Source organism: Nonomuraea soli (assembly GCF_013761175.1).
Taxonomy (GTDB): Bacteria; Actinomycetota; Actinomycetes; order Streptosporangiales; family Streptosporangiaceae; genus Nonomuraea; species Nonomuraea soli.
Genome location: NZ_JACDUR010000008.1, coordinates 238,237 through 253,628 on the forward strand (window position 1 = coordinate 238,237; position 15,392 = coordinate 253,628).

Consider the following 15,392-nt stretch of genomic DNA (forward strand, 5'->3'; position numbering starts at 1 on the left):
CCTTGGAAGCCTGAGATGTCGTGACCCGTGGGCGGGTCGGTCAACCCTCCCTCGCCGGGTCACATCCAGGACTTACGAGGAAGGGTCAGCGCTCCAGGCCGTCGCAGGCACGCTCGAACACACCGGCCGCTGCTGCGGCGGTGGTCGGGAGCGTGTAGCGGAACATGAGCGTCATAGTGCCCGGATCAACCCGTGGGGCGCAACGGATATTCCGCGGGGTGAAACGATTTAACCGTCCTTGACACCTATGCTGCGCCGATTTACGTTCTGCAAATTAAAACGATTTGCCCAGCCAGTCGATGGAGGGCATGTGGTCGTCCTTGAGTTGCGTGACGTGAGCAAGGCCTTCGACGCCGTCCAGGCCCTGCGTGCCGTACGGCTCGGCCTCAGGGCGGGCGAGGCGCACGGCCTGGTCGGAGAGAACGGCGCGGGCAAGTCCACCCTGGTGAAGATCCTCGCCGGAGCGCACCCGGCCGACGAGGGCGCGCTGCTGATGGACGGCCGCGCGTTACGGCTGGCAGGACCGGCCGACGCGCGCGCCGCCGGAATCGCGGTGATCTACCAGGAGCCGACGCTCTTCCCCGACCTGTCGGTGGCCGAGAACATCTTCATGAGCCGGCAGCCGCTGCGCGGCCTGCGGCGCATCGACGCCAGGGCCATGCGGGCCAGGACGACGGAGCTGTTCGACCGGCTCGGCGTGCCCATGGACCCCGACCGGCCGGCCCGCGGCCTGTCCATCGCCGACCAGCAACTCGTCGAGATCGCCAAGGCCCTGGCCTTCGACGCGCGCGTGCTCGTCATGGACGAGCCCACGGCGGCGCTGTCGGGACCCGAGGTGGAACGGCTGTTCGCGGTGGTGCGGGCGCTGTGCGAGGCGGGCAGCGCGGTGCTGTTCGTCTCCCACCGTTTCGAGGAGATCTTCGCCCTCTGCGAGCGCGTCAGCGTGATGCGCGACGGCCGCCTGGTCTCCACCGACCCGGCCGCCGAGGTCACCGTGGCGGAGCTGGTGCGGCGGATGGTGGGGCGCGAGGTCGCCGAGATGTACCCGAAGGCGGAGGCGAGCAAAGGGCCGCCGCTGCTGCAGGTACGCGGGCTGAGCAGGCGCGGCGCCTTCACCGGCGTCAGCCTGACCGTGCACGCAGGGGAGATCGTGGCGCTGGCCGGGCTGGTCGGCGCGGGACGCAGCGAGGTGGCGCGGGCGGTGTTCGGCGTCGACCGCCACGACGAGGGCGAGGTCCTGGTCGACGGCAGGCGGCTGCGCAACGGCGACACCGCCGCCGCCATCGCCGCCGGACTGGCCCTGGTGCCGGAGGACCGCCGCCAGCAGGGCCTGGTCATGGAGCTGTCGGTGGCCCGCAACGCCACCCTCGCCCGCCGCTGGTCCCTGGCCAGGCTGGGCCTGCTGACCGGCGGCGCCGAACGGCGGGCGGCCAGGACCTGGGGCGAGCGGCTGCGCGTCAGGAGCGCGGGCCCCGACGAGGCGGTCTCCGCGCTGTCCGGCGGCAACCAGCAGAAGGTCGTGCTGGCCAAGTGGCTGTCCACCGAGCCGCGGGTGCTGATCGTCGATGAGCCCACCCGCGGCATCGACGTCGGCACCAAGGCCGAGGTGCACCGGCTGCTGTCGGAGCTCGCGGGCCGCGGCGTCGCCGTCCTGATGATCTCCAGCGAGCTGCCCGAGGTGCTCGGCATGGCCGACCGGGTGCTGGTCATGCACGAGGGACGGCTGGTCGCCGACATCCCGCGGGCGCTGGCCGGCGAGGAGACGGTCATGCTCGCCGCCACCGGCCACGGCGGTGCGGGATGACCACGACCCTGGCCAGATCCGCCTCGCGCCGGCTGCGGCAGGAGAGCTCACGGCTGTTCGTGATCAGGGAACTGGGCATCGTCGCGGCGCTGACCCTGCTCGTCGTGGTCACCACGATCGTCAACCCGCGCTTCCTCACCTCACAGGGCATCAAGGACCTGCTGCTCGGCTCCACCATCCTCGCCATCCTCGCGGTGGGGCAGACCGTCGTCGTCATCACCAGGAACGTGGACCTGTCGGCCGGATCGGTGCTGGGCCTGTCGGCCTTCGCCACCGGCAGCCTGTTCGTGGCGGCGCCGGGGCTGCCCATCCCGGTCGCGGTCGTGGCCGGAGTCCTGCTCGGCGCCGCCTGCGGGGCGGTCAACGGCGGGCTCATCGCCGCCGTCCAGGTGCCGTCGCTGGTGGTCACGCTCGGCACCCTGTACGTCTTCCGCGGCATCGACTACACCTGGGCGTCGGGGCGGCAGATCAACGCCGCCGACATGCCCGGCGCCTTCCTGAGCATGGGCAACACCACGCCCGTCATGACGATGTTCGCGATCGTGGTCCTGGTGGCCGCCGGGTACTACCTGCGCGCCTTCCGCAGCGGGCGCGAGCTGTACGCGATCGGATCCCATCCCGACGCCGCCCGCCTGGCCGGCATCCCGGTCGGGCGGCGGGTGCTGGCGGCCTTCGTGGTCTCCGGCGCGCTCGCCGGGCTGGCCGGGGTGCTGTACGCGGCCCGGTTCGGCACGCTCGACGCCAACGCGGGGACCGGGCTGGAGCTGAACGTGGTGGCCGCCGTGGTCGTCGGGGGCGTGGCCATCTTCGGCGGCAGCGGGTCGGTGTACGGCGCGGCGATCGGCGCGCTGCTGCTCACCACGATCGGCAGCGCCCTTCCGGCGCTGGGAGTGAGCCCCTTCTGGCAGCGGGCGAGCGTGGGCGCGCTGATCCTGGCCGCCATCGGGCTCGACAGGGCGCTTGCCGTACGGCTGGCCAGAACGTTGAGGAGCGGCCGATGAGGGGCGTGGTCAGAGGGCTTTCCTCGTGGGAGGCGGTGGTGGTGATCGCGCTCGTCGTGGTGGTCGCGGTGGGCGCCCTGGCGATCGAGGGAGTGGCGAGCCCGCGGTTCTGGCGGTTCGTCTCGCTGGAGGTCATCCCGATCGCCCTCATCGCCCTGCCGATGACCCTGGTGATCATCACCGGCGAGATCGACCTGTCCGTCGCCAGCGTGCTCGGCCTGACCTGCGCCACCATGGGCCAGCTGTGGGTGTGGGGCGTCACCTCGCTGCCGCTGCTGATCGCCGCGGCCCTGCTGCTCGGGGCGCTGCTGGGCGCGGTCAACGGCCTGTTCGTGACCGGGTTCGGGCTGCCGTCGCTCGCCGTGACCATCGGGACACTCGCCCTCTACCGCGGCCTGGCCTACGTCATCCTCGGCGACCGCGCCGTGGCCGACTACCCGCCGGAATGGGCGAGCGCCGCGATCGCCCCCATCCCCGGGCTGACGATCCCATGGATGATCATCGTGGTGGCCGTGCTGGCCGCCGGCTTCGGCGTCGTGCTGCACGCCACGCCGATCGGCCGCGGCCTGTACGCCATGGGCAACAACGCCGAGGCCGCCCGCTTCACCGGCATCTCCGTCAGGCGCACCACGTTCTGGCTCTTCGTCGCCACCGGCGCGATGTCCGCGCTCGCCGGCGTGTTCTGGACACTGCGCTACGCCAGCGCCCGCGCCGACAACGGCAACGGGCTCGAACTGGCCGTGATCGCCGCCGTGCTGCTGGGCGGCGTCTCGATCTTCGGCGGCCGGGGCCGCCTGGCCGGCGTGCTGGCCGCCGTCCTCCTGCTCGGCACCCTGCGCAACGCCCTGCAACTGGCCGACGTGCCCGCCAACACCCTCACCATCATCACCGGATCCCTGCTGATCGTCTCCGTCGTGGGACCCAACGTCGTCGTCAAGCTCCGAGCCAGAAAGGACAGATCATGGCAGCGAGGAGTGCCCTGGCGATTCTCGCCGCGCTGAGCCTTGCCATCGGCGGATGCGCGAGTCAGGAACAACCTGCGACCCAGCCCTCCCCGGGTGGTTCCGCCACCTCCGGGACCACGATCAAGGAGGGACTGAAGATCGCCTTCCTGCCCAAGCAGGTCAACAACCCCTACTTCGACACCAGCGACAACAAGGGCGGCAAGCCCGCCGTCGAGGAGTTCAAGGGCGCCTACAGCCAGACCGGCCCCTCGGAGGCCAGCCCGTCGGCCCAGGTCAGCTACATCAACACGCTCTCGCAGCAGGGCACCGACGTGATCGTGGTGTCGGCCAACGACAAGGACGCCATCTGCGGGGCGCTCACCGAAGCCCGCCAGGCCGGCGCCAAGGTCGTCACCTACGACTCCGACACCAACCCCACCTGCCGCGACCTGTTCATCAACCAGGCCAGCGCCGAAGGCATCGCCGCCTCCCAGATCAAGCTGATCTCCGACGCGGTCGGGCCGGACGGCGGCGAGATCGCGATCCTGTCCGCCACCGCCAACGCCACCAACCAGAACGCCTGGATCGAGATGATGAAGACCGAGCTGGGCAAACCGGAGTACGCCAAGCTCAAGCTCGTCACCACCGTCTACGGCGACGACGACGACCAGAAGTCCTTCCAGGAGGCGCAGGGCCTGCTGGCCTCCTACCCGAACCTGAAGGGCATCATCTCGCCGACCACCGTGGGCGTCGCGGCGGCCGCCCGCTACCTGTCAGGCTCGGAGTACAAGGGCAAGGTCCAGCTGACCGGGCTCGGGACGCCCAACCAGATGCGCGCCTACGTCAAGGACGACACCGTCAAGTCCTTCGCCCTGTGGAACCCCGCCGACCTCGGCTACCTGGCCGCCTACGCCGGGGCGGCGCTGGCGTCCGGGCTGATCACCGGGAAGGAGGGCGAGACGTTCACCGCGGGCAAGCTCGGCGAGTACACCGTCGGCAAGGACGGCACCGTGCTTTTGGGCGACCCGTTCGTCTTCGACAAGGGCAACATCGACACCTTCGACTTCTGAGCCGTACGGCTCACCACGGCGCTTTCCGTGGCCGGTGGCTCACCTCGGCCGTGACCCCGATCAGGTCGTGGAGCCGCCGCGCCACGGGATCGTCAGGGCGGGCGGCGAAGGCGACTGGCAGCGCCCTGGCACGCTCCGTCCGGAGTTGGCACCGCCCGCGCGCCGAGGCGATCGGCAGAAGGCGGGGCGGGGGAACCGTCAGGAGGCGGGGCGGGCGACGCCGTTCTCGTAGGCGAAGACCACCGCCTGGGTTCGGTCGCGCAGCCCGAGCTTGTTGAGGACGCGGCTCAGGTACGCCTTGACCGTCGCCTCGGCCAGATGCAGGGCCGCGGCGACCTCCGCGTTCGACAGCCCGCGCGCCACATGGACCAGCACCTCGTACTCGCGTGAGGTCAGCAGCGCCAGCCGCCGTTCCCGTCCGGCGGGCCCCGGTCGCATGTGCGGCGCGAACGTGTCCAGGACGCGGCGGGTGACACGCGGGGACAATGCCGCCTCGCCCGCGGCGACATGCCGGATCGCGTTCAGCAGGTCCTGCGGGCGGGTGTTCTTCGGCAGGAAACCGGACGCTCCGGCGTTCAGCCCGGCGAAGGCGTACTCGTCCAGGTCGAAGGTGGTCAGGATGAGCACGCGGGAGCGAGGGCTGTCGCGCACGATGCGGCGGGTGGCCTCGATGCCGTCCAACCCGCCCATGCGCACGTCCATGAGGACCACGTCGGGGCGCAGCTGCCGGGCGAGCCGGACGGCCTGCTCGCCGTCACCGGCCTCGCCGGCCACCTCCATGCCGGGCTCGGCGTCGAAGACCATCCGGAAGGCGGTCCGCAGGAGCGGCTCGTCGTCGGCGACGAGAAGCCTGATCATCGCGGCTCGCCCAGATCCAGGACGGCCCGCACCCGCCACCCACCCGGCATCGGACCGGCCTGCAAGGTGCCCTCGTGGACGGCCACCCGCTCCCGCATTCCCGCGATGCCCCGCCCATGGCTCGCGGCGCCAGGGACGGTGGTCGTGAGACCGCGCTGCTCGGGGCGGGGAGTCGTCGCGTCGAGTTCCGGGATCGAGGGGGCAGGGGCGGGGTGGGGAGTCGCGTCGGGGGCGGAAGCCCAGGGCTCGGGGATGGGAGGCTCGGGGATGGGAGGCTGGGGGTCGGTGGGCGTGGCTGGGGTGTGTTCGTCGGTGACCTCGAGCTCGGCCCGGTGCGGTGACAGCGTGAGCCGCACGTAGGCGCGGGCGCCGGGCGAGTGCCGGAGCGTGTTCGTCAGCGCCTCCTGCACCAGCCGGTAGATCGTCACCTGGGCCGCGGCCGGGACCGCTGCGGCTGAGCCCGTCACGTGGACACGCGTCGCCAGCCCGGCTGCGCGCATCCGTTCGGCGAGCGGGGCGAGCTGGGCGATTCCGGGCGTGGCGTGGGTGGGTGCGGGGTGGCTTCGTGCGGGGTCGCTGGACGCGGGGTGGCTGGACGCGGGGTGGCTGGGTGCGGCGGCAGCGGGGGCCAGGGTGTGGCGCATGTCCTGCAGGGCCTGGCGCCCCGTCGTCGCGATCTGCTCCATCGCCCCCTCGGCCAGGTCCGGGGCGGTGGCGCGGACGTGGAGGGCGCTGTCGGCGAGGGCCACCATGACCGACAAGTTGTGGGTGACGATGTCGTGCATGTCGCGGGCGATCCGGGCGCGTTCCTCCGCGGCCGCCAGCCGTGCACGATGCTCGCGGTCGCGTTCGAGGGAGGCCACGTGCGCCTGCCGTACCCGCGTCCATCGTCCGGCCATGACGGCGGCGGCCGTCATGGCGCCCAGGGCGGCCGCCGTGAAGGGGAGCTGGCCGGGTGGCGCCCAGCGGGCGGCGGCGAGCGCGGCTCCGGCCGCGACGGCGAGCGTCGCCGGGAGGGCGTGACGCCACGGGCGGTGGGCGGCGACCGTGTACAGGGCCACCAGCAGGGCGGCGTCGGCGGGAAGTTGCACGTCGAGCGCCCACTGGACGGCGGCGGCCAGGCCGATCGTACCCAGCACGGCCAGGGGAGCCCGTCGCCTCCAGGTCAGCGGAGCCACCAGCGCCACCTGCAGGGCCAGGAGCCACGGCGGGCCCGACAGCACCTGGCCCGGGCCCAAGGTGACCAGGAACAGGGCGGCGGCCACGAGCGCGTCGGCCGGCGGGCCGGTCAGCGCGGCGAGGCGGGCCGCCGGAACGTCGGCTGGTGTCATGATCTTCACCCTAGGCGGGTGAGCGGGGCCTCCCGGCTCCTCCTCGGGGAGGAGCGTCATCCGCAAGTCGCAGGTGTGGACGAGACCTGAGCCGCTGGTTCGCCGGTCACCCCGGGTGCCAGCCTCGTCGGACGTCGATCCGTTCGAGGAGCTCTCATGTCGTTGAAACTCGCCGCGCTGGTCGTGGCCGTCCTCCCGCTTGTCGTGGCCCCGGCCGCCGCGGCCGACGCCAAGGAACCGGTTCAGGTGAGCCTTCCCGCGCCCGGTGGCCCGTATCGAGTCGGGACCGTGGCGATGCGGCTGGTCGATCGTTCGCGGCCCGACCCGCTGGTGCCCGCCAAGCCGTACCGGGAGCTGATGATCAGCCTGTGGTATCCGGCGGCGGCCGGCGGGGACGGGGCCGGGCCGCTCGCGCCGCACATGGCCCCGCTGGCCGCCGCCGACTGGGACCGGCACTCGGCCCCGCCCATGGGCGTGCGCGAGGGCGCCGTCGACTGGGCGGGCACGCGCACCACGGCGCGGGTGGGCGCGCCGGTCGAGCGGCGGGCGGGCAGGCTGCCGGTGGTGCTGTTCGGGTCGGGCGACGGCGGGCCGCGCACGCTGGGCACCGCGCTGGTCGAGGACCTGGCCTCGCGCGGGTACCTGGTCGTCACCGTCGACCACACCTACGAGGCCGACCAGGTGGAGTTCCCGGGCCGGCGGCTGGTGCGCGCCCTGCCGCTGCCCGCGAAGCTGACGCCGGAGGTCATCGAGAGGCTGCTGGCCAGACACGCGCGGGCCCGGCTGACGGACATGCGCTTCGTCCTGGATCAGATCGGCGCACTCGCCCGAGGCCGCGGGGAAGCACACAGACGGGGGATCGCCCCTGAGTTGCCCGAGGGCATGCTCGGGGCGCCCGACATGACGCGGGTGGGGGCGCTGGGGCAGTCGCTGGGCGGTTCGGTCGCCGCGCAGCTGACCCGCGACGACAGGCGGGTGGACGCGGGCGTCAACCTCGACGGCGCCTACGTCGGCGAGGTGGCCGCGCGCGGCGTGGCCAGGCCGTTCATGCACCTGGCGGCGGAAACGCACACGCGCGGCTCCGAGCCGAGCTGGAAGTCGTTCTGGCGGGCCTCCACCGGATGGAAGCGGGAGCTGCGGTTCAAGGGCGCCGCCCACGGCTCGTTCACCGACCTGCAGGCGCTGTTGCCGCAGGTGGCGGCGCGGGTGCCCGGCGTGCCGCTCGCGGACTTCGTGGGCACGGTCGACCCCGGGCGGTCGGTGGCGGCCCAGCGTGCCTACGTGGCGGCCTTCTTCGACCTGCACCTGCGGGGCAGGCAGACCCGGCTGTTCGAGGGCCCCGACGCCCGCTTCCCCGGCGTCGCCCTCATCCCCTGACCTCGGTTAGGGGGACGGCACAACGATGAGCCGCGTCCTTCGTGCGCGGCTCCGAAGAACCATCAGGAACGGGGCCATACGGTTCGACCATGCGCCGCCTCACCCTGGATGACCTCTATCGCCTAGCGACGCCCGCCGACCCGCGTCTGAGCCCGGCGGGCGACGCGGTCGCCTACACCCTGACGACGGCCGATCGGGAGACCGACGCGAACCGTACCGAGATCTGGCTGGCCGCGCCCGGCCGCGCGCCGCGCAAGCTGGCCGACGGTACGGCGCCGCGCTGGTCGCCCGACGGCCGCACGCTGGCCTTCCTGCGCCCGGTCGACGGCGCCGCCCAGCTGCACCTGCTGCCGATGGACGGCGGCGAGGCGACGGTCCTGACCAAGGCGCCGCTGGGCGCGGGGGCGGCCGTGTGGTCGCCGGACGGCACGCGCATCGCCTTCAGCGGTCCCAGCGGCGACCTCGACCCGCACGCTCCGGTGGTGGCCGACCGCCTCGACTACAAGGCCGACGGCACCGGGCTGCTGCGCGGGCTGACGGCGCAGCTGTTCGTGGTCGACGTGGCCACGGGCGCGAGCGCGCGGGTCACCTCGGGCGACTTCCACGCGGGCGAGCCGTCGTGGGAGCCGGGCGGCGGCAGGCTGACGTTCGTCTCCAGCATGGCGCCCGACCGCGACCTGGTGGTGGGCGGCGCGGTCTACGCGGTGGCGGTCCCACCGGTACGGCAGGGCGGCGAGGAGCCCGGTGACGCGAAGGCGGAGGGTGGCGACGCCCGAACAGAAGGCCGCGAGGAGCCCGGTGACGCCAGAGCGGAGGGTGGCGACGCCCAAACAGAAGGCCGCGAGCTGCCCGAGCCGGAGTGTCTCACCGGGCCCGAGCTGATCGCGATGGCCGCCTGGTGGCTCGGCGAGCGTCTGGTCGTCGCGGGCCTGCGCGGCGGGCCCTCCGGCCACGTGCGCCTGTTCGACGAGCACGGCGAGATCGAGACCGGCCTCGACCGCAACGTGATGGTCGGCGGCCCCGGCTACCCGGGCGCCCCGCCGCGCCTGCGCGGTGAGGAGCTGCTCTTCTGCGCCAGGGACAGGGGCCGCACCCACCTGTACGGCCTGGCCGACGGCAAGGCGGCCAAGCTCCTCGACGGCGACCAGACGATCTCCGGCGTGAGCGTCGCGGGCCAGAGCATCGCCTACGTGGCCTCCACCCCGCTCAGTTCGGGCGACGTCTACCTCGACGGCGAGAGGCTCACCGACTACGCCCTGGAGGGCGTCGAGCTGTTCAAGGCGCGCACCCGCACCTTCACCGCGCCCGACGGCACCCAGGTCGAGGGCTTCGTCCTGCGCGATCCCGCGTCGGCGGGCCGTTCGCCGCTGCTGCTCGACATCCACGGCGGCCCGCACAACGCCTGGGCGCCCGACTTCGACGGCGTGCACCTCTACCACCAAGTGCTGGCCGCGCAGGGCTGGACGGTGCTGACGCTGAACGTGCGCGCCAGCGACGGGTACGGCGAGGAGTTCTACACCGCCGCCCTCGGCGGGTGGGGCCTGGCCGACCAGGACGACTTCCTGTCGGCGGTGGACGAGCTGGTCGCCGACGGCATCGCCGATCCCGACCGGCTGGCGGTGACCGGCTACAGCTACGGCGGCTACATGACGTGCTGGCTGACGGGCCAGACGGGCAGGTTCAAGGCGGCGATCCCCGGCGGCGTGGTCACGGATCTGACGAGCATGTCGGGCACCTCGGACGCCGGCTACTACCTGAAGACGTATGAGCTCCTGGGCGACCTGGTCCGCCAGTCACCGTTCACCCACGTGGCGAAGGTGACCACCCCCACCCTGATCCTCCAGGGTGAGAACGACGACCGCTGCCCGGTCGGCCAGGCCGAGCAGTGGTTCGCGGCGCTGCGTGAGCAGGGTGTTCCCGCGCGCCTGGTGCGCTATCCGGGCGGTTCGCACCTGTTCATCCTCAACGGCCGCCCCTCGCACCGTTTCGATTACAACGAAAGGATCGTCCAGTGGCTGGAGCAATGGGTCACCGGCTCGCAGAGCTGATCGCCGAATACGAGGTCCCGGGCTCGAACCTGGCCTACTGGCATCAGGGCGAGCTGCACGAGTACGCCGCCGGCGTGCTCAACACCAGCACCGGCGTGGAGGTCACCACCGACTCGCTCTTCCAGATCGGCTCGGTGACCAAGGTCTGGACCGCCACCCAGCTGATGCTCCTGGCCGAGCAGGGGCTGCTCACGCTCGACACCCCGGTCAAGCAGCTGCTGCCCGAGTTCGAGGTCGCCGACCCCGAGGTGACCGAGCAGGTGACCGTACGCCACCTGCTCAGCCACACCAGCGGCATCGACGGCGACCTGTTCCTCGACACCGGCCGCGGCGACGACTGCGTCGAGAAGTACGTGGCGGCCTGCGCCGACCTGGAGCAGAACCACCCGCTGGGCGTCACCCAGTCCTACTGCAACTCCGGCTTCATCATCGCAGGACGCATCGTGGAGCGCCTGACCGGCAAGGTCTGGGACCAGGCGCTCAGGGAGCAGATCCTGGAGCCGCTCGGGCTCACCCACACCTGGACGCTCCCCGAGGACGTGCTGCGGTTCCGCGCCGCCACCGGCCACGTCGAGGGCGGCGCGCCCGCCCCGGTGTGGGGCCTCATGCGCTCGGCGGGACCGGCCGGGCTGATCTGCGCCCGTCCCGCCGACGTGGTCGCCTTCGGCCGCGCCCACCTGGGTACCGAGCTGCTCAAGCAGCCCGAGGCGATGTGGGAGCCGCAGGTCGCCATCCCCGACCCGCACGCCCTGGGCAGCCACTGGGGCGTCGGCTGGATCCTGGACACCTGGGACGGCAAGCGGGTCATCTCGCACGGCGGCAACACCATCGGCCAGCACAGCATGTTCTGGGTGGTGCCGGAGACCGGCACGGTCGTGTGCGTCACCTCCAACGGCGGCCACTCGGGCGCCTTCACCCACGCGGTGGCCACCGAGCTGTTCGCCGAGCTCGACGGCCTGACGGTGCCGCCGAGGCTGACGCCGCCCGCCGAGCCGGTCGAGGTCGACGTCACCCAGTACACCGGCGTGTACGAGCGGGTCGGCGTCACCATGACCGTCACCGAGGCCGAGGGGGGCATCAGGCTCGTCGCCGAGTCGACCGGCGCCCTGGCCGAGCTCTCGCCCGGCTGGGAGCTGACGATGGTCCCGGTCGACGAGACCACCTTCGTGGGCCGCCGAGAGGGCGACCCCCAGTGGTTGTCCGGAGTCTTCTACCAGCTGCCCGACGGCGCGCCGTACCTCCACCTCGGCGTGCGGGCCACCCCCAAGAAGGAGACGGTGTGAACCTGCAGAATCGCCTCAACGACGCGGTCGACAAGCACGGCGTGCCCGGCGCGGCGATCGCCGTGTGGCACGGCGGCGAGTTGCACGAGGCCGCGTCCGGCGTGCTCAACACCCGCACCGGCGTGCTGGCCACGCCCGACAGCGTCTTCCAGGTCGGCTCCACCACCAAGGTGTGGACGGCGGCGCTGGTCATGCAGCTGGCCGAGGAGGGCCTGGTCGACCTCGACGAGTCCGTCGCCGCCTACCTGCCGGACTTCCCGGTGCAGGGTGCGATCACCGTGCGCCACCTGCTCACGCACACCGGCGGCTTCGACGGCGACCTGTTCGAGGACACCGGGCGCGGCGACGACTGCCTCGACAAGTATCTGGGCTTCCTGAAGGACGCCGGCCACGTCCACGCGCCGGGCGAGCTGTTCTCCTACTGCAACGCCGGGTACTGCGTGCTCGGCGCGCTGGTGGCGCGCCTGCGCGGCACCACGTGGGAGCAGGCCCTGCGCGACCACCTGATCACCCCGCTGGGGGTGACCCAGGCGGCGCTGTTCGGCGAGGAGGCGGTGCTCTTCCGCGCCTCGGCCGGGCACATCGGCCCCGACAACCAGGTCTACCCGCAGTGGCAGATGCCGCGCTCCAACGCCCCCGCCGGTTCGACGTTCTGCCTGGCGCCGCGCGAGCTGGTGCGTTTCGGCCGCATGTTCCTGGCCGGAGGACTCGCCGAGGACGGCACCCGCGTGTTGTCGCAGGCGACGGTCGAGGCGATGCTCACCACGCAGGTCGAGGTCCCGATCCGGCACGGCATGCTGGGCGACCGCTGGGGCCTGGGCTTCGAGCTGTTCGACTGGGGCGGCTACGGCCACGACGGCGGCACCCCCGGCCAGTCGACGTTCTGGCGTGTGGTGCCCGGCAGCGACATGTCGATCGCGCTGACCGTCAACGGCGGCGGCGCGACGGGCGTGATCGTGGATCTGGCCGTGCCGCTGATCGAGGAGCTGACCGGGTTGAAGCTGCCCTCGCAGCCGACGCCCGCGGCGAGCCCCGGCGCCTTCGACGCCTCGGTCTACGCGGGCCGCTACCAGGGCCCGCAGATGGCCTACGAGGTCGGCGCCGCCGGGAGCGAGCTGGAGGTCACCCTGATCCCCGGCGAGCTGATGAAGAGCATGGGCCAGGAGGGCAAGGTCGCCCGCTACGTGCATCTCGCCGACGACACCTTCGTCGCGGTCGAGGCCGAGGACGGCCACCACGAGACGGTCTCCTTCGTCGTGCGCGACGGCCGGGCCGCCTACCTGCACAACAGCAGGGCCCTTCCCCGTGTATGAGATCTTCGTCCACGCGCGTGACGTGGACGGTGAGGCGGAGACCGGCGAGCGGGCCGACGACCTGGTCGTGCTCGCCTCCGTCTTCAAGATCCCGGTCGTGCTGGAGTACGCCCGCCAGGCCGCCAAGGGGCTCATCGAGCGCACCGAGCGCCTGACGGTCACCGAGCGCGACAAGGACGGCGGCATCGGCACCTCGGGCTGCGCCGACGACGTCTCCCTGACGTTGCGCGACCTGGCCCACTTCATGATGACGATGAGTGACAACGCCGCCACCGACGTGCTGCTGCGGCGCGTCGGCTGCGACCGCGTCAACGCCACCCTGCGGGAGCTCGGCCTGGAGCGCACCCACCTGATCGGCGGTTGCGCGGAGCTGTTCGCCCAGATCGGCTTCCCGCTGGAGGAGATCACCGACGACCTGATCCGCGACTGCGCGGTGCGCGACCCCGAGCGCACCACCAGCGGGACCGCTCGGGAGATGACCACGCTGCTCGGCCTCATCTGGCGCGACGAGGCGGGCCCCGCCGAGGCGTGCGCGGAGGTGCGCACGATCATGGGCAAGCAGGTCTGGCCCCACCGGCTGGCCTCGGGTTTCCCCGACGAGGTCAAGGTCTCGGGCAAGACCGGCACGCTGTGGGGCGTGCGCAACGAGGTGGGCGTCGTGGAGTACCCCGACGGCAAGAGGTACGCCGTCGCGGTGTTCCTGCGTTCCGGCGACTTCGGCTTCCGCGACCCGGAGGCCGACCGGGCGATCGGCAGGGCCGCTCGCGAGGCAGTGGACAGGTTGCGTGTATCTTGACGCGATGAGCACCCGGCCGCGAGCCAGCCTGCGCAGGATCCTGGAGGACCTGGGCAGCACTGTGCTGAACGTGGCCGTGGCCGCCGGTGACCCCGATACCGAGGTCACCGGCGTGCACATCTACGACCCGCTCGACGATCTGGCGCCTCCGGCGGGCTCGCTGCTGCTGGCCGTCGGGGTGGAGAGCGCCGCGCGCATCCACGAACTGCTCGCCCTCGCGCCGACCGCCGCCGGGCTGGTGGTCAAGCAGCCGGTCGACGTCGACGACGGCGTACGGCAGGCGGCGGCGAGCACCGGCACCACGGTTCTCGGCCTGACCAGGGCCGCATCCTGGTCGCAGGTCTCGGCCCTGCTGCGCACGCTGCTGGCCGAGGGCGAGCTGGAGGAGGAGCCGCAGGACGACCTGTTCAGCCTGGCCAACGCGGTGTGCGCGCTGCTCGACGCGCCGGTCACCATCGAGGACCGCTCGGCGCGCGTGCTGGCCTTCTCCACCCGCCAGGAGGAGGCAGACCCCGGGCGCATCGCCACGGTGCTCGGGCGCCAGGTGCCCGAGGAGTACCAGCGCATGCTCTTCGAGCGTGGCCTGTTCAAGCAGCTGTACCAGAGCCGCGAGCCGATCTACATGGAGCTCGACGGCGACAGCATGAACCGCGTGGCGATAGCCGTACGCTCGGGAGACGAGATCCTCGGCTCCATCTGGGCGGCGGTCCACGAGCCGCTCAGCGAGCAGCGCCAGCGTGCGCTCACCGACGCCGCCAAGATCGTCGCGCTGCGGTTGCTGCGCGAGCGCGCCGGCGCCGACACCCAGCGGCGGCTGCGCGCCGACCTGCTGTCGACCGTGCTCGCCGGAGGTCAGGGCGCGGCCGAGGCGGCGGGCAGGCTGGGCCTGGCCACCGAGCACCTGTGCGTCCTGGCCGCCCAGCTCACCCAGCCGCAGGAGGCCGACCTGGCCAAGCGCGAGAGCGACCGCCAGCGGTTCTGCGACGCGCTGGCGCTGCACGTCGGCTCCATCCATCCCAAGGCCGCGGCGGCGCTGGTCGGCACGGTGGCCTACGCCATTCTGCCCAGCCACTCCGACGAGCGGGCGGTCAAGGTGGCCGAGAGTTTCCTGTCGAGCGTGAGCCCCCGCTACGAGGCCAACGTCGGCGTCGGGCGGCTGGCCCACCATCTGGCCGAGGTGGCACGCTCCAGGGTCGACGCCGACCGGGCGCTGCGCGTGCTGCAGACCAGGGGAACCTCGGGGCAGGCCGCCGACTACTCGGCCGTGCACGTGGAGTCGCTGCTGCTGCAGGTGGCCGACGCCGCCGCGGCGGAGGAGCAGACCCCGACCGGGCCCTACCAGCGCCTGCTGGCCTACGACGCCGAGCACGGCAGCCAGCTGCTGGCCACCCTGCGCGCCTACCTCGACGCCTTCGGCGACGTCAACGTGGCCTCCGCGCAGGTGATGGTGCACGCCAACACCTTCCGCTACCGGCTCAAGCGGCTGGCCGAGATCGGCGAGTTCGACCTGCACGACCCCGAGGCGCGCTTCGCGCTGCTGTTGCAGATGCGGATCTTCGGGCTCTAG

At 72.4% G+C, this 15,392-nt stretch carries 12 protein-coding genes; 10 read left to right on the forward strand and 2 right to left on the reverse strand.

The genetic code is table 11. The features are described from left to right. Positions 1-334: 334 nt before the first annotated feature. From HNR30_RS37305 to rhaS, 4 genes are read left to right on the forward strand one after another with little or no spacing between them, the layout of a single operon-like run. Positions 335-1,804, forward strand: a complete 1,470-nt coding sequence (locus tag HNR30_RS37305; protein WP_376771779.1) for a sugar ABC transporter ATP-binding protein — start codon at positions 335-337, stop codon at positions 1,802-1,804. Further along, positions 1,801-2,805 (forward strand): ABC transporter permease, encoded by a 1,005-nt coding sequence (locus HNR30_RS37310; protein ID WP_181614849.1) that lies wholly within the window; start codon positions 1,801-1,803, stop codon positions 2,803-2,805. Before HNR30_RS37305 ends, HNR30_RS37310 begins: the two co-directional genes overlap by 4 nt. Continuing rightward, positions 2,802-3,806 (forward strand): ABC transporter permease, encoded by a 1,005-nt coding sequence (locus tag HNR30_RS37315; RefSeq protein ID WP_181614850.1) that lies wholly within the window; start codon positions 2,802-2,804, stop codon positions 3,804-3,806. The genes HNR30_RS37310 and HNR30_RS37315 overlap by 4 nt, the downstream gene beginning before the upstream one ends. Then, positions 3,767-4,819 (forward strand): rhamnose ABC transporter substrate-binding protein, encoded by a 1,053-nt coding sequence (gene rhaS / locus HNR30_RS37320; protein ID WP_181614851.1) that lies wholly within the window; start codon positions 3,767-3,769, stop codon positions 4,817-4,819. Before HNR30_RS37315 ends, rhaS begins: the two co-directional genes overlap by 40 nt. Positions 4,820-5,017: 198 nt before the next feature. Here rhaS and HNR30_RS37325 read toward each other — a convergent pair whose 3' ends face one another. After that, the gene (locus HNR30_RS37325; RefSeq protein ID WP_181614852.1) at positions 5,018-5,677 is read right to left on the reverse strand and encodes a response regulator; all 660 of its coding nucleotides are present in this window, start codon (positions 5,675-5,677) and stop codon (positions 5,018-5,020) included. Further along, complete coding sequence (locus tag HNR30_RS37330; RefSeq protein WP_181614853.1) at positions 5,674-7,008, reverse strand: sensor histidine kinase; 1,335 nt, start codon at positions 7,006-7,008, stop codon at positions 5,674-5,676. The genes HNR30_RS37325 and HNR30_RS37330 overlap by 4 nt, the downstream gene beginning before the upstream one ends. 156 nt (positions 7,009-7,164) lie before the next feature. On the opposite strand from HNR30_RS37330, the gene HNR30_RS37335 reads away from it, so the two are divergent. The 6 genes from HNR30_RS37335 (at position 7,165) to HNR30_RS37360 (ending at position 15,392) form a co-directional block, all read left to right on the forward strand. Continuing rightward, on the forward strand, positions 7,165-8,385 hold the full coding sequence (locus HNR30_RS37335) for an alpha/beta hydrolase family protein (protein ID WP_181614854.1): 1,221 nt from the start codon (positions 7,165-7,167) through the stop codon (positions 8,383-8,385). Positions 8,386-8,474: 89 nt separating this feature from the next. Then, on the forward strand, positions 8,475-10,433 hold the full coding sequence (locus HNR30_RS37340) for a S9 family peptidase (protein ID WP_181614855.1): 1,959 nt from the start codon (positions 8,475-8,477) through the stop codon (positions 10,431-10,433). Next, entirely contained in the window at positions 10,397-11,716 is a 1,320-nt protein-coding gene (locus tag HNR30_RS37345; RefSeq protein ID WP_312894920.1) for a serine hydrolase domain-containing protein, read from the forward strand. Before HNR30_RS37340 ends, HNR30_RS37345 begins: the two co-directional genes overlap by 37 nt. Continuing rightward, positions 11,713-13,029 (forward strand): serine hydrolase domain-containing protein, encoded by a 1,317-nt coding sequence (locus HNR30_RS37350; RefSeq protein WP_181614856.1) that lies wholly within the window; start codon positions 11,713-11,715, stop codon positions 13,027-13,029. Before HNR30_RS37345 ends, HNR30_RS37350 begins: the two co-directional genes overlap by 4 nt. Beyond that, positions 13,022-13,825 (forward strand): serine hydrolase, encoded by an 804-nt coding sequence (locus tag HNR30_RS37355; RefSeq protein ID WP_181614857.1) that lies wholly within the window; start codon positions 13,022-13,024, stop codon positions 13,823-13,825. The genes HNR30_RS37350 and HNR30_RS37355 overlap by 8 nt, the downstream gene beginning before the upstream one ends. A gap of 4 nt (positions 13,826-13,829) precedes the next feature. Continuing rightward, positions 13,830-15,392, forward strand: coding sequence for a PucR family transcriptional regulator (locus tag HNR30_RS37360; protein WP_181614858.1), 1,563 nt, complete (start codon positions 13,830-13,832; stop codon positions 15,390-15,392).